The 13,155-nt window shown below is 71.8% G+C and carries 12 protein-coding genes; 5 read left to right on the forward strand and 7 right to left on the reverse strand.

Annotated elements, in window-relative coordinates:
• The first annotated feature begins 212 nt into the window (after nt 1-212).
• Nucleotides 213-569, forward strand: coding sequence for a helix-turn-helix domain-containing protein (locus E1292_RS16495; RefSeq protein WP_132596132.1), 357 nt, complete (start codon nt 213-215; stop codon nt 567-569).
• Here E1292_RS16495 and E1292_RS16500 read toward each other — a convergent pair.
• Entirely contained in the window at nt 566-1,354 is a 789-nt protein-coding gene (locus E1292_RS16500) for a DNA-formamidopyrimidine glycosylase family protein (protein ID WP_132596097.1), read from the reverse strand. The two genes, E1292_RS16495 and E1292_RS16500, sit on opposite strands and share 4 nt — an antisense overlap.
• Nucleotides 1,355-1,500: 146 nt before the next feature.
• Between E1292_RS16500 and E1292_RS16505 the strand changes: the two genes are divergently transcribed.
• Nucleotides 1,501-3,312 (forward strand): serine/threonine protein kinase, encoded by a 1,812-nt coding sequence (locus E1292_RS16505; RefSeq protein WP_132596098.1) that lies wholly within the window; start codon nt 1,501-1,503, stop codon nt 3,310-3,312.
• On the opposite strand, the gene E1292_RS16510 is transcribed toward E1292_RS16505, so the two are convergent.
• Nucleotides 3,299-3,880, reverse strand: a complete 582-nt coding sequence (locus tag E1292_RS16510; protein ID WP_132596099.1) for a TetR/AcrR family transcriptional regulator — start codon at nt 3,878-3,880, stop codon at nt 3,299-3,301. The two genes, E1292_RS16505 and E1292_RS16510, sit on opposite strands and share 14 nt — an antisense overlap.
• A gap of 84 nt (nt 3,881-3,964) precedes the next feature.
• Between E1292_RS16510 and E1292_RS16515 the strand changes: the two genes are divergently transcribed.
• Nucleotides 3,965-5,146 (forward strand): MFS transporter, encoded by a 1,182-nt coding sequence (locus E1292_RS16515; protein WP_132596100.1) that lies wholly within the window; start codon nt 3,965-3,967, stop codon nt 5,144-5,146.
• Nucleotides 5,147-5,230: 84 nt separating this feature from the next.
• On the opposite strand, the gene E1292_RS16520 is transcribed toward E1292_RS16515, so the two are convergent.
• Nucleotides 5,231-5,680 carry an RrF2 family transcriptional regulator gene (locus tag E1292_RS16520; protein ID WP_132596101.1) on the reverse strand — a complete coding sequence of 150 codons (450 nt, stop codon included), beginning with the start codon at nt 5,678-5,680 and terminating at the stop codon, nt 5,231-5,233.
• 109 nt (nt 5,681-5,789) lie between these two features.
• Here E1292_RS16520 and E1292_RS16525 point away from each other — a divergent pair, with 109 nt between their 5' ends.
• Nucleotides 5,790-6,971, forward strand: coding sequence for an ROK family transcriptional regulator (locus E1292_RS16525; RefSeq protein ID WP_132596102.1), 1,182 nt, complete (start codon nt 5,790-5,792; stop codon nt 6,969-6,971).
• On the opposite strand, the gene E1292_RS16530 is transcribed toward E1292_RS16525, so the two are convergent.
• The 4 genes from E1292_RS16530 to E1292_RS16545 all read right to left on the reverse strand — a co-directional run bounded on the left by E1292_RS16530 (nt 6,961) and on the right by E1292_RS16545 (nt 11,858).
• Entirely contained in the window at nt 6,961-8,436 is a 1,476-nt protein-coding gene (locus E1292_RS16530; protein ID WP_132596103.1) for a glycoside hydrolase family 3 protein, read from the reverse strand. The two genes, E1292_RS16525 and E1292_RS16530, sit on opposite strands and share 11 nt — an antisense overlap.
• 242 nt (nt 8,437-8,678) lie before the next feature.
• Nucleotides 8,679-9,530 carry a carbohydrate ABC transporter permease gene (locus E1292_RS16535; protein ID WP_132596133.1) on the reverse strand — a complete coding sequence of 284 codons (852 nt, stop codon included), beginning with the start codon at nt 9,528-9,530 and terminating at the stop codon, nt 8,679-8,681.
• Nucleotides 9,530-10,534: a carbohydrate ABC transporter permease gene (locus tag E1292_RS16540; protein WP_132596104.1), complete on the reverse strand. Its 1,005-nt coding sequence runs from the start codon at nt 10,532-10,534 to the stop codon at nt 9,530-9,532. The genes E1292_RS16535 and E1292_RS16540 overlap by 1 nt, the downstream gene beginning before the upstream one ends.
• A 4-nt stretch (nt 10,535-10,538) precedes the next feature.
• Nucleotides 10,539-11,858 carry an extracellular solute-binding protein gene (locus tag E1292_RS16545; protein WP_132596105.1) on the reverse strand — a complete coding sequence of 440 codons (1,320 nt, stop codon included), beginning with the start codon at nt 11,856-11,858 and terminating at the stop codon, nt 10,539-10,541.
• Nucleotides 11,859-11,995: 137 nt separating this feature from the next.
• Between E1292_RS16545 and E1292_RS16550 the strand changes: the two genes are divergently transcribed.
• Nucleotides 11,996-13,144 carry an ROK family transcriptional regulator gene (locus tag E1292_RS16550; protein ID WP_132596106.1) on the forward strand — a complete coding sequence of 383 codons (1,149 nt, stop codon included), beginning with the start codon at nt 11,996-11,998 and terminating at the stop codon, nt 13,142-13,144.
• The last annotated feature ends 11 nt before the right edge of the window (nt 13,145-13,155 follow it).

The following is a 13,155-nucleotide window of genomic DNA, read 5'->3' on the forward strand; positions in this document are numbered from 1 at the left end:
CTGTGAGTGAGGTCCGTGAGCCAACTGCAAGCACCGAGCGCCCGGCAGGCGGGCCTGATGAGTCGAGCGACGCGCCACGAGTGGCGGTCCCTGGCCGGCCGCGCCCAGTGATGACGGCGAGGAGTATGTACGAAGCGAAGAAGACCAATGTGCGGCACGAACCGATCGCGCGGGGCGTGGTGAAGACATCCGCGCCGGGGAGGGAGCGACAGATGATTCTGCTGCGTCAGCTGCTCGGCGACGTGCTGAGGCGGTTGCGGGTGCGGCAGGGACGCACGCTGCGCGAGGTGTCCACCCTCGCACGTGTTTCGCTCGGCTACTTGTCCGAGGTGGAGCGCGGGCAGAAGGAGGCCTCGTCCGAACTGCTCGCATCCATTTGCGGCGCACTCGGCGTGCCCCTTTCGCAGGTGTTGCGTGAAGTTTCCGATCAGTTCGCGCTGGCGGAGCTCCAGGCTGCCCCCGTGCTTGCCGACGTGCCCGAGCACGAGCGTCTGCCCCTGGCGGAGTCGGTCCCCGGGTCGATCCCCGAATCCGTGTTCCCCGAAGTCAAGGACATGGTGGCCGCCTAACGCGGTTGGCAGCCGGCACACCACAGGATCAGTCGTTCCTGTGGGCCTGTCCCCATCTCCCCGCGGCTGATGCGGGTGCCGCATCGGCGACAGGGCCTTCCCGCCCTGCCGTAGACCCACGTCCGGTTCGCCGGGCGGCGGTCACCTGTGGTCACCGTGCCCGCAGGAGCTCGATGATGTGCGTTGGCGGCCATGATCCGCTGTGCCAGTGACACGAGCCCTTCCAGATCCTCGACCTCCCCGACCGTCCGCCACGGCCAGATCCCGCGCAGAAACAGGGTTTCGGCTCGATAGATCGTGCCGATCCCGGCCAGGTTGCGCTGATCGAGCAGCGCCTCCCCGATGGTCCTGCCGGACTCCGCTCGCAGTCTCCGCGCGGCCTCATCCGGATCCCAGTCCGGCCCCAGCAGGTCCGGGCCGAGGTGCCCGACCAGACGCGCCTCCTCATCGGTCCTGACGAGGTCCACCATGCCGAGCCTGAGCCCCACCGCCTGCCAGCGCTCGTTGGCCAGAACCAGCCTGACCAGGTCGCCGGGCGGGGTGCGCCGCCCGGCCGGCGTCACCATCCAGCTCCCGTCCATCCGCAGATGGGTGTGCACGGTCAGGTCGCCCTCCACGCGGGTGAGCAGGTGCTTGCCCCGCGACACCGTGGTGACGACAGCACGCCCGGTCAGGTCGGCGGTGGCGTGCCTGGGCACGCGGAAGTCCGACCTGGTGAGCACGCGCCCGTCCAGGGCGCCTCGCAGGCGGCCGGCCGTACGATGGACGGCGTCTCCTTCAGGCATCCTTCCAGTCTAGGAAGCGCCTGCACCGCCCCCTCGGCGACCATAATGACGATCAGGGGGAGCAGACGCGGCGAAAGGCTGACTGCGGCATTCCGGAAATCTCGGGTTCACGCGACGACGACCCCGTGGAGGTGGCCGGTCACCGGGTGACCGGACGGCTGGGCTCGGGCGTCTACGCGGGGCGCGCGCCCACCGGTGAGGCCGTGGTCATCCGGCTGCTGCCGGCGGAGACGGATCCCACGCCCTTCCTGCACGCGATGGAGCCCCTGCGCGGGGTCTCCGCGGTCAGCACCGCGCAGGTCCTGTCGACGGGTGTGCTCGACGACCGGGCGTACGTCGTCAGCGAGTTCGTCGACGGGCCCTCGCTGGCCCAGGTGATCCAGGAACGGGGCCCGTTGCGCGGGGCGGAGCTGCGCAGGCTGGCCATCGGGACGCTGACCGCGCTGGCCGCCATCCACCAGGCGGGCGTCGTGCACCGCGACTTCAAACCCGGCAACGTGCTGCTCAGCAGGGACGGGCCACGGGTGATCGACTTCGGCATCTCCCGCGCCGTGGAGGAGCTGGAGCACGATGGCGACGTCATCGAGGGCACGCCGCCGTACATGGCTCCCGAGCAGTTCGGCGGGGGTGCGGCGGGAGCGCCGGCCGACATGTTCGCCTGGGCCTCGACCATGGTGGCCACCGCGACGGGACGCCCGCCGTTCGGCACGGGCCCGCTGCCGGCGCTCATCCACCGCATCACGCGTGCCGAGCCCGCTCTGGGAGAGCTTGAGGGCGAGCAGCGCGAGCTGGCGGCGCGGTGCCTGGCCAGGGACCCCGGCGAGCGACCGACGGCCACGCAGGCGCTGCTCACGCTGCTCGGGCACCGCGTGCCTGAGCAGCGGTTGCTCGCGGAGGGGCAGCAGTCGGCGGCGCCGCCCTCCCGCCACCTGAGACGGCCGCGCGCAGCCGTCACGGTGGTGGTGGCGGTGGTGGCCGCGGTGGCCGTCGCGGCCGCCGTGCTGCTCACCCGGCCATCACCCCCTCCTGTCACGCCCGCCGGGCGCCCGCCGGCGCCGAGGTCCGGGCCGATGCCGCTCACCTCGGTGTCGGAACTCCAGATCCCGGACAGCGGCATCACCGTCCACGAGAACCCCGCCGATCCCGTGTGGGTCTCCTCCTACCACGACCAGCGCAGGGGCCGGGCCGGGTCGTACGTGCGCGATCCGGCCACGCGGCGTTTCGCCTTCTTCGGCAGCCTGGAGGAGCCGATCGTCTCGCCGGGCGGCGGCTACGTGGCCTCCCTGTCCTCGACCCGGCTCCAGCGCACGGAGTTCGAGACCATCCGGCTGCGCGAGCGCGCCACCGGCCGCGACCGCGACCTGCGCACCGTCGACAAGCCCGCCACGCTGTTCTGGCCGGCCTGGTCTCCTGACGGGCGGCGGCTGCTCGCGACCGTCGTCGAGGCCGGCGAGCCGGCCAGGGTCGTGGGGTTCGCGGTCGTGGACCCGGTGACCGGCACGGTCGGGGTCACGCGGGTGGCGGGCGCGGATCAGGCCAGGTACGCGTGGGGTGCGGACGCCGGGAGCGTGGTGTACGGGGCGCCGGGCGGGGTCGTGAAGGTGCTGGCGCTGGACGGCAAGGAGCTGCGGGCCTTCCCTGACGTGGGCGAGGCGGCGCCGGGCGGCGTGGCGCGTACGAGCCTCGGAGCGGTCTTCGTCGCGAAGTGCCCGAACAATGCACGAAATATCTGCTTCTGGGATGAGGCGAGCGGCGACAGGAAGGGCGTCGCCCGGCTGCCGGAGGGCGGGAGCTTCAACGGCTGGATGGACGAGCGGCACTTCCTGGCGACCGTGCCCGGTGGCGGCGGGAACACCGACGTCGTCCTGATGGACGCCGAGGGCAGGGCCGTCCGCACGCTGGCCGACGGCCCGGCCGCCGAGCTGGACGACGTCGCGCTGTGGTTCACCCGTAAGTAGCGACCTGCTCGTCCACCAGGGCGCAGAGCTGGTCCAGGGCCTCCTCGACGCGCTCGCGGTCGCCGGTGGTGAGCAGGTCGATCTGCAGCCCCGTGTACGCCGAGTTGGCCAGCGTGGAGATGCGCAGCGCGTCGGCCTCGGGCACGCCCCGCTCGCGCAGCAGCCCCGCCACGAACTCCGACCGGTCCGCCAGCAGCCGCGGGACGTGGCCGCGCAGACGCCCGCCCGCCGCCAGGCCCTCGATCTCGTGGACGAGCCGCGCGATGGGCAGGTTGTCCTCCGAGGCCTGCCAGTCCCAGGTGCGGCGGATGATCGTGCCCACGCTGTCGGAGCCCGCCCAGCCGGGCAGCGAGCGCAGCCAGGCGCGGTGCCGTTCGTCCAGGCGCTCCATGGTGGCCGAGAGGAGCTCGTCCTTGTCGGCGAAGTGGTGCGTCAGCACGCGCGTGGACTTGCCCAGATGCTCGGCCAGCGGCCGCATCGAGAGCGTCGAGAGGCCGTGTCCCGCCAGATAGTCGACGATCTGGTCGAGCAACTCGGCGCGGCGGTTGGGGTCGGCGGTCCTGGCCATGGGCTGATGTCCCTTTGACGTCATTGAGGTGACGACTGTTACCCTATATGGGAAACGACTGTTACCTTAATCAAGGGGATCCCCATGTCCGTTGACGTGCGGCAGCGTGCCCGCATGCCCGCATGGTTGCTCGCGCTGGCGTTCACCACGTTCGCCTTCGCCACCGACGACTACGTGATCGCGGGCGTGCTGCCGGCCATCTCCGCCGACCTCGGCGTCAGCGAGGCGGCCGGCGGGCAGCTGGTCACCGTGTTCTCGCTGGCGTTCGCGCTGGGGGCGCCCGTGGCGTCCGTGGTGACCGCCACCTGGCCGAGGCGCGGGCTGATCAGCGGCGCGCTGGCACTCTTCGTGGCCGCCAACTGGGCGGCCGCGTTCGCCGGCTCGTACGCCGTGCTCATGGGCCTGCGGGTGCTGGCCGCGCTCGCCGCGGCGGCCGTCGTGCCGGCCGCGTACGCCATCGCGACCTCCATGGCCCCGGAAGGGCGCCAGGGACGTTACCTGGCTCTCGTGATGGGCGGGCTGACCGGCTCCCTGATGCTGGGCGTGCCCATCGGCACCTGGGTGGGCGGCGCGTTCGGCTGGCCGGCCACGTTCGGGGTCGGCGGGCTGCTGGGGCTCGCCGCGCTCATGGCGACCGGGCTCACGCTGCCCGAGCCGCCGCCGGGGGAGGCCATGCCCATGGGACGCCGGCTGGCCCCGCTGGCCCGCCCCCGCGTGCTGGTCGGCCTGCTCGGGATCGTGGCCATCGTGCTGGGCAGCATGATGCTGCTGACGTATCTCGCGCCGTTCCTGCGGGATCTGGCCGGGGCCGGGCCCGCCGAGCTGGGCTGGATCTTCGCCATGGCCGGGCTGGCCGGGCTGGCGGGCGGGCAGCTCGGCGGGCGCGCCGCCGACCGGTGGGGCGCGGACCGGGCGCTGATGGCCGGGATCGCCGGGTTCACGGCGGTGATGGCGGCCTTCACCGCCTGCTGGCTCCTGCGGCCGATGGCGCTGCTCTCGCTCCTGCCGTTGCTGATGGTGTGGGCGGCCGTGTCGTGGTGGATCCCGCCGCCCGCGCAGACCCGGCTGCTCGCCATGGCGGGCCCCGCTGCGCCGCAGGCGCTCGCGCTCAACAGCAGCGCCGTCTATGCCGGGGTGTCAGGTGGGGGCGCGCTCGGCGGGCTCGTGCTCGACGCCCACGGGAGCGGCTGGCTGCCCGCCGCCGCGGCCATGGCCGAACTGGCCGCGCTCGCGTTGTTCTGGACGGCGGGCCGGCTGCGGGCCTGACGGGGGCGGTCAGAATGAGGCGGCGGCCGGCCGCGTGCGCTCGACTCGGCGGAAAGGGTCGGGCTGCGGGCCTGACGTGGGCGGTCAGTCCCAGGCGGCGGGGTCGGAGGCGAGCAGCCGGATGCGCTCGGGCAGCGTGCCGGAGGCGACCTGCTCCAGCGTGACCTCCTCCAGGATGGAGCGTTCGGTGGCCCGCAGCGCGATCCACACCTGCTGCAGCGACTCCGCGGGCCCGCGGTAGCCGACGTGCTCGGGCCGCTCGCCGCGCACGTTGGCGAGCGGGCCGTCCACCGCCCGGATCACGTCGGCCAGGGAGATGTCGGCGGCGGCGCGGGCCAGCACGTAACCGCCCTCCGGCCCCCGCTGCCCGCGCACCAACCCGGCGCGGCGCATCTGCAGCAGGATGTTCTCCAGATATTTGGGGGGCATGTCCTGCTCTTTGGCGAGCTCGCCCACGGTAGTCGGGCCGGCACCGGCTGCGGCGAGTTCGGCGGCGGCGCGGAGGGCGTAGTCGACACGAGCGGAAAGGCGCATGTTCCTGATTATCCCTCCTGGTCAAGACTGGTAGGTCGCAAGGCCGTCAGAACGGGCGCCCGGCGCTAAACTTCTAACAACCTTTTCGATTGACGGGTGGGAATTCCGCGTGGAGCGACGCCCTGGTGTGCCCAGGCTGCTGAGGGAGATCAACGACCGGGCCGCGCTGGAGCTGCTGCTGGCCACCGGCCCCATGACCCGCGGGCAGATCGGCGACCTGACCGGCCTGTCCAAGGTCACGGCCTCGCAGACGCTGGCCAGGCTGGAGGAGCGCGGCCTGGTCGAGGTGGTCGGCACCCAGGTCGGCGGGCGCGGGCCCAACGCCGCCCTCTACTCCGTGATCCCCTCCAGCGCGTACGTCGCCGGCCTGGAGGTCGGGCCCGAGCTGATCTCCGCCGCGGTCGCCGACATCCACGGCCGCACCATCGCCGAGGTCACCGTCGATCCCCAGGACGACGACGACCCGGTCTCCGTGGTGCACGACGCGATCGCCAAGGCCTGCCGCAGCGCCAAGGTCAGCCTGGCCCGGCTGCGCGGCGTCGTGATCGGCACCCCTGGCGTGGTCGACCCGCGCACCGGCGACGTGCGCTTCTCGTTCGACCTGCCGGGCTGGCACGAGGGCATCCACGAAGCCCTCGCCGGTGACCTGCGGCGCGAGGTGACCATCGAGAACGACGTCAACCTCGCCGCCATCGCCGAGCGCGTCGATGGCGCGGCGCAGGGGATCGACGACTTCGTGCTGCTGTGGGCGAGCCGCGGGCTGGGCCTCGCGGTCATGCTCGGCGGCAAGCTGCACCGGGGGCGTGCCGGCAGCGCGGGCGAGATCGGCTACCTGCCGGTGCCCGGCGTCCCGCTGCCCGAGGACATCCGCACCATGCCAGGGCGTCTGCCGTCGCTGGCGGGCGGCCTCCAGTCGCTGGTCAGCGCCGAGGCGGTGACCGAGCTGGCCCGCGGTCACGGTTTCGCGGCCGGCAGCGCGGGCGAGTGCGTCCAGGTCGCGGTGGCGGCGGGCGCCGAGGGCGAGGCGCTGCTCTCCGAGATCGCCGACCGGCTCGCCCTGGGCGTCGCCGCGGTGTGCGTGATCCTCGACCCCGGCCTGGTGGTGCTGGGCGGGGTGGTCGGCCACGCGGGCGGCGCCGCCCTCACGTCCCGGGTTGAGGAGGCGGTGGCCCGCATCTGCCCGGTGCGCCCCCAGGTCGTCACCACCATGGTGACGGGCCAGAACCCGGTGCTGCGCGGCGCCGTGCTGGCCGCACTCGACCAGGCCCGCGAGGCCCTGCTCACTTCCTAGGACCGACCACCCGGGAGCTGGTCCAGCGTCCGCTGAGCAGTTCGACGGCGGCCTGGGCGTTGGGCCTGGCGGCCCCGTACGTCGCGATGTAGGCGGCGCCGCCAGGCCGCCACACGGGCAGCCCCATCTCGATGACCGTGGTGTCGCGGCGGGCCGCCAGCAGCGCGGAGACCAGGTCCTGGCTGGCCTGATGGCGGTGCGCGTCCTTGACCACGACGACCAGCGACCGGTTCGCGGCCTTGGCCAGCAGCACGGGGACGTCCGCGGCCGCGGGCCCGACCCTGACGATCTCCGCGTCGGGCAGCCACGGGCCCACGCCCCAGGGCACGTCGCCCACGGCGATCGTCGGCGGCGTGTCCACCTCGATCACCAGGGGCTCGACCAGGGGTTCGGGGGCGCCGGTCAGCCGTACGGCGCGGCGGGCGGCGTGCAGGCCGACGCCGTTCTGCTCGGCCGCCGCTTCATGGGGCGCGCCGAACCAGGCGCGCAGTGCCGCCACCCGCTCCGCGGCCTGTTCCAGCCGCTCCACCGGCAGGCGTCCCTCGCGGACGGCGGTGACGATCTCGGCGATGATCGCCTGGATGTCGTCGTAGGTGGGCAGCGGGCCGAGGCAGAGCAGGTCGGCGCCGGACGCGAGCGTCAGCACCGCGCCCCCGGCCAGGCCCACGCTCTTGGTGATGGCGTGCATGTCGAGTGCGTCGGTGACGACCACGCCGTCGTAGCCGAGCTCGCCCCTCAAGAGCCCGGTCAGCGCGGGTCCGGACAGCGTGGCGGGGGCGTCACCCGTCACCGCCGGCACCGCCACGTGCGCGGTCATCACCGACTTGGCCCCGGCGCCGATCGCCGCGCGGAACGGGGCCAGCTCGCGCTCCCGGAGCATGTCGAGGCCGACGTCCACGACGGGCACCGCGAGGTGGGAGTCCACCCGGGTGGCGCCGTGGCCGGGGAAGTGCTTGACGCAGGCGGCCACGCCGCCCGCCTGCAGACCCCGTACGGCCGCCACCGTGTGCCTGGCGACCAGCTCCGCGTCCGTGCCGAACGACCTGGTGCCGATCACCGGGTTGTCCGCCTCGGTGTTGACGTCCGCGCTCGGCGCCATGTTCAGGTTGACGCCGCAGGCGGACAGCTCGGCGGCGATCGCCCGGTGCACGCGGTGGGTCAGCTCGACGTCGTCCACCGCGCCGAGCGCCGCGTTCCCCGGGTACGGGCTGCCGACGTGGTATGCCAGCCGCGTCACGTCGCCGCCCTCCTCGTCGAGCGAGATGACGGGCTCTCCGGCGGCGCGCAGCGCGGTGGTCAGGTCGCGCACCTGGCCGGGGTCGGCCACGTTGAAGCCGAAAAGCGTGACACCGCCAAGGCCGTGCTCCAGCTCGCGCAGCACCCATTCGGGCGCCGTGGTGCCCTGGAAAGCGGCGAGCAGTGTGCCGGCCGCGAGGCGGCGCAGCCCTCGATCACTCTGGCTCATCGGACCTTCCTTTCGTTGGAGACCCCGGGCTCACTGCCTTGGGGAGGAGGCGAACCGCCGTGTAGCGGTGCGTGGATCGACGGTTTGCGGTGCGGGCGGGACGTCCCGGGGGCAGTCGCCCGCGATGCGGGGCGGTCCAGCCGGAAGGGGCCGGGATCTCCGGACTCGTCCGTGGGGAGGAAGCCGGCGGTTCCGGGCAGGGTGGAGCACGGCACGGGCGTGCCGTACGGAAGCGATAGAGGTCAGCCCTTCACGGCCCCGGCGACCAGGCCGGAGACCATGCGGCGCTGGACGACGAGGAAGAAGATGACGACGGGGATGGTCATCATCGTGGAGCTGGCCATGATGGCGCCCCAGTCGGTGCCCTTCTGCCCGAAGAAGTACTGCAGGGCGACGGGCATGGTGTACTTGGTCGGGTCGCTGATCAGGTACAGCGACATGATGAGTTCGTTCCACGCGGTGATGAACGAGAAGATGCTGGTCGCGACGAGCCCGGGGGCCACCAGCGGGAAGAGCACCTTCCAGAAGGTGGTGAACCGGCCGGCGCCGTCGATCCAGGCGGCCTCCTCCAGCGACTTGGGCACCGCGGCGACGAATGTGCGCAACATCCAGATGCCGAACGGCAGGGTCAGCGCCACCTGCGTGACGATCAGGCCGAGCAGCTGATCGTAGAGGCCCAGCCGCTTGACGCTCAGGAACAGCGGGATGACCAGGGCCTCGGCGGGGATCATCTGCACGACGAGCAGCAGCGCGAGGAACGGTGTGCGGCCCTTGAACCTGAAGCGGGCCACCGCCGTGGCCGAGAGCAGCGCGAAGACCGCTCCGATCAGGATCGTGCCGAGCGCGACGATGGCGCTGTTGCGCATGTAGAGCCAGATGGAGTGCCCGGCCACGCCCTCGGAGAGCACGCGCTGCACATGCTCGAAGGTGAAGTGCGTGGGGAACGGGATGAAGTCGGTGGTGAAGATCTGGTCGTTGGCCTTGAAGGCGGTGGAGACCATCCAGTAGACGGGGAAGGTGGCCACCACGAAGACCAGCACGCCCAGCGTGTTGAGCGTGACCTTGTCCAGGCGTTTGCGGGCCAGCGGGGTCATCACGTGTCCTCCTGCTTGAACATCTGCCGGATGTAGGCCGCCGTGACGATGAGCAGGATCACGGTCAGCACGAGAGCGATGGCCGCGCCCGAGCCCATCTTCGGCGGTGCCTTGAACGCCTCGGTCACCGCGTACATCGACAGGTTGTAGGCCTCCCGGTTGCTCGTGCCGGCCAGCACGTAGAGCTGGGAGAAGACCTTGAAGTCCCAGATGATCGAGAGCACGGTCAGCACCGCGAACACCGGCTTCAGCAGCGGGAACGTGATCTTCCAGAACGTCCGCCACGGGGCGGCGCCGTCGACCCTGGCGGCCTCGTAGAGCTCGGCGGGGACCCCCTTGAGCCCGGCCAGCACCGAGACGGCGACGAACGGGAAGCCTGCCCAGACCACGCAGATGACCAGCACCATGTAGATGGACCAGGCGTCGTTGAGCCAGGGCTCGCCGGTCCAGTCGGCCCGGCCGAAGAGGGCGGTGGAGAGCCAGTCGGGCAGCAGGTTGAGCGCCCAGTTGACGATGCCCGCCTCGGCGTCGAACAACCAGCGCCAGATCACGCCCTGCGCCACCGGCGGCACCGCCCAGGCGAACATGATGCCGATGATGACGAACAGCGACATCTTCTTGCCGAGCCGGTGCAGCAGCACGCCGACGGCGGTGCCGAGGACGAGGGTGAGCGGCACCGCGATCACGGCGAACACCACCGTGTTGCGGAGCGAGGACCAGAAGATGTCGTTGTCGACGAAGCTGGTGAAGTTGTCGAGCCCGACCCAGGTGGCCGGCTTCTTGCCGGAGATCTGGACCAGTCCCACCTTCTGGAAGGCGATGATCGCCATCTGGATCAGCGGGTAGAGCAGCAACGCGCCGATGACCAGCAGGCCGGGGATCAGCAGGACGTAGGGGATCGACCAGGCGGGCAGCCCGCCGGCCTTCCGCGGCGGGCGAGGGCGGCGCGGCCCCGGGTCGGAGGAGCGGCCTCCGCCCCGGGAAAGCGTTGACGTGTTCGTCATAGGCTCAGGAGGCGTTGAGGATGTCTTCGAGTTCCTTGTTGGCCGCGGCCAGCGCCTCGTCGGCGGACTCCTTGCCCTCGATGACCTTGCGGGCGGCGTTCTGCAGCACCGCCTTGGTCTCGTTGGCCTCGGTCCACTGCGGGTCGGCGGGGAAGGCCTTGGCCTTGGCGAAGGCGGCGGCGAACGGCGCCTGCACCGGGTCTTCCGCCAGCTTGGCGAGGGCCTCGGGATAGACGGGGAGCAGGCCGCCGTCGGTGGCGTACTTGACGCCCCATTCCTTGCCGGAGGCCAGCTTCACGAACTCCTTGGCCGCCTCCTTCTCCTTCGCGGTGCCCCAGACGGCGATGTCGTTGCCGCCGAGGAAGGACTGCGCCTCGCCGCCGGCCTGCGACGGGAGCGGGAAGAACGCGAGCTTGTCGCCCTTGAGCTTGCCCTTGCTCTCCTCCTCGATGCTCGCCAGGTCCCACGCGGCGGTGAGGTACATGCCGACCTTGTTGTTGGAGAAGCGGGTGCGGATCTCGGTGGTGTTCTGGTTGAGCCGCGACTTGCTGGACAGGCCGTCGGTGACCAGGCCGGTGTACTGGGCGAAGCCGGTCTTGAAGCCGGGTTCGGTCAGCTTGCCGACCCACTTGTCGCCCTCCTTGACGGCGTACTCGCCGCCGGCGGTCCAGGCGAGGGCGCCGAGCAGGTGGTTGGCGTCGGAACCGCCGTTGAAGGCGAAGCCGTCGACGTCGGAGCCCTTCTCGGCCTGGATCTTCTTGGCGGCGGCGACGAGCTCGTCCCAGGACTTGGGCACTTCGATCTTGAGCTCCTTGAACCAGTCGGCGCGGTAGAGCACCGCCCGGCTGCCGCCGCCCCACGGCACGGCGTACGTCTCGCCGTCGATGGTCTCCAGGCCCATCAGGTTCTTGGGGATCTGGGCCTGGTCGCCCGAGGCCACGATGTCCGTGATCGGCTCCAGCGCCTCCTGGCTCTGCCAGAGCGGGACCTGGTCGTTGCCGATCTCGGTCACGTCGGGGCCGGCGCCGCCCGCCGCCGCGGCCGTGAACTTGTCGTTGACCTGCGGCCACGGGATCCACTCGACCTTCACCTTGGCGCCGGTCTGCTTCTCGAACTCGGCCACCAGCTCGTCGGTGTACTTCTGGGCGTCGGGGTTGCTGTCGCCCAGGCGCCAGAAGGTCAGGGTCTTGCCGGCGTACTTGGGCCCGCCCGCGGCGGCCGCGCTCGGTGAGGACTCAGGCGTCTCGCCGGAGCCGCACGCTGCCAGGCCCAGGGCCAGGGCGGCCGTGGTGACCGTAGTGGCTGTGATCTTCGCGATCCTCACAGGGTTCTCCCTTCCCGGGTGCCGGCCTACGGTCCGCACCAGGCTGATCGTCAATGCCGAACGATGCTGATAAACTAACAAGAAACTTTCCTTAATAAAACGCTCGTTAGCCGATCGTGACGAGAGGGGACACGTCGATGAGCCGAGACCCGGGAACCCCTCGGTTGTTGCGCCGGCTGAACGATCGGGCGGCCCTCGAGCTGCTCATCGGAGACGGTCCCCTCACCCGCGCCGAGCTCGGCGAGCGTACCGGCCTGTCCAAGGTCACCGCAGGTCAGCTCCTCGTCAGGCTCGAAGAGCGGGGGCTCGTCGAGGTCACGGGGGAGCGGGCCGGAGGCAGGGGCCCGCACGCCGCCCTGTACGCCGTGGTGCCCTCCTGCGCGTACGTCGCCGGGCTCGAGGTCCTGCCCGACAGCCTCAGGGTCGGTGTGGCGGACATCACAGGCAGGACGGTGGTCGAGATCACACTCAACCCCTCGGACGGCCGCGATCCGGTCGAGGCGGTGCACGCGGCAGTGCGACGGGCCTGTGACGCGGCGAACATCAGCCTGTCCCGGTTGCGCTCCTTCGTCATCGGCACCAGAGGCGTCGTCGACCCGGTCAGCGGGGACGTGCGCTGGTCGTACGACCTGCCGGCCTGGCACGTCGGCGTGCTGGCCAGCCTGCGCGAGACGCTCGGCGCCTCGGTGACGATCGAGAACGACGTCAACCTGGTCGCCCTCGCCGAGCACGAGTACGGAGCGGCCGCCGGGCACGACGACTTCGTGGTGATCTGGGCGGGCGTCGGCCAGGGGCTCGGCGTCATGCTGGGCGGCAGGCTGCACCGCGGCATCACCGGGGGAGCGGGCGAGATCGGCTGGCTGCCGGTGCCGGGCGAGCCGCTGCCCGCCGACGTCTCCCAGCCGCAGTCGGGCTCGTTCCAGCGCCTGGTGGGCCACGACGCCCTGCGCGGCCTGGCCGAGCGGCGCGGGCTGACCGGCAACACGGTGCCCGACCTCGTGCGCAGAGGCGACGAGGGCTATCTGGACGAGGTGGCGCGGCGGCTGGCCGTGGGCGCGGTGGCCGTGACCGTCGTGCTCGACCCCGGGCTTATCGTGCTGAGCGGCGACGTCGGCAGGGCGGGCGGCGCGCGGCTGGCCGCCAAGGTGCAGGAGGCGGTGGCGCGCGTGTGCCCGAGCCGGCCCACCGTGGTCACGACCGGGGTCGCCGGCAACCCGGTGCTGCGCGGCGCTCTGGTGGCGGCTCTGGAGCAGGCCCGGGAGCAGGTTTTCTCCGACACTGTGTGAGAATTTCTGCC

This window comes from Nonomuraea deserti, from assembly GCF_004348685.1.
Taxonomy (GTDB): Bacteria; Actinomycetota; Actinomycetes; order Streptosporangiales; family Streptosporangiaceae; genus Nonomuraea; species Nonomuraea deserti.

What these genes read in the sequence shown, in the direction of transcription:
- E1292_RS16495 (WP_132596132.1), top strand. Translation starts at nt 213, where the DNA reads ATGATTCTGCTGCGTCAGCTGCTCGGCGACGTGCTGAGGCGGTTGCGG.
- E1292_RS16500 (WP_132596097.1), bottom strand. Translation starts at nt 1,354, where the DNA reads ATGCCTGAAGGAGACGCCGTCCATCGTACGGCCGGCCGCCTGCGAGGC.
- E1292_RS16510 (WP_132596099.1), bottom strand. Translation starts at nt 3,880, where the DNA reads ATGGCCAGGACCGCCGACCCCAACCGCCGCGCCGAGTTGCTCGACCAG.
- E1292_RS16515 (WP_132596100.1), top strand. Translation starts at nt 3,965, where the DNA reads ATGTCCGTTGACGTGCGGCAGCGTGCCCGCATGCCCGCATGGTTGCTC.
- E1292_RS16520 (WP_132596101.1), bottom strand. Translation starts at nt 5,680, where the DNA reads ATGCGCCTTTCCGCTCGTGTCGACTACGCCCTCCGCGCCGCCGCCGAA.
- E1292_RS16530 (WP_132596103.1), bottom strand. Translation starts at nt 8,436, where the DNA reads ATGAGCCAGAGTGATCGAGGGCTGCGCCGCCTCGCGGCCGGCACACTG.
- E1292_RS16535 (WP_132596133.1), bottom strand. Translation starts at nt 9,530, where the DNA reads ATGACCCCGCTGGCCCGCAAACGCCTGGACAAGGTCACGCTCAACACG.
- E1292_RS16540 (WP_132596104.1), bottom strand. Translation starts at nt 10,534, where the DNA reads ATGACGAACACGTCAACGCTTTCCCGGGGCGGAGGCCGCTCCTCCGAC.
- E1292_RS16550 (WP_132596106.1), top strand. Translation starts at nt 11,996, where the DNA reads ATGAGCCGAGACCCGGGAACCCCTCGGTTGTTGCGCCGGCTGAACGAT.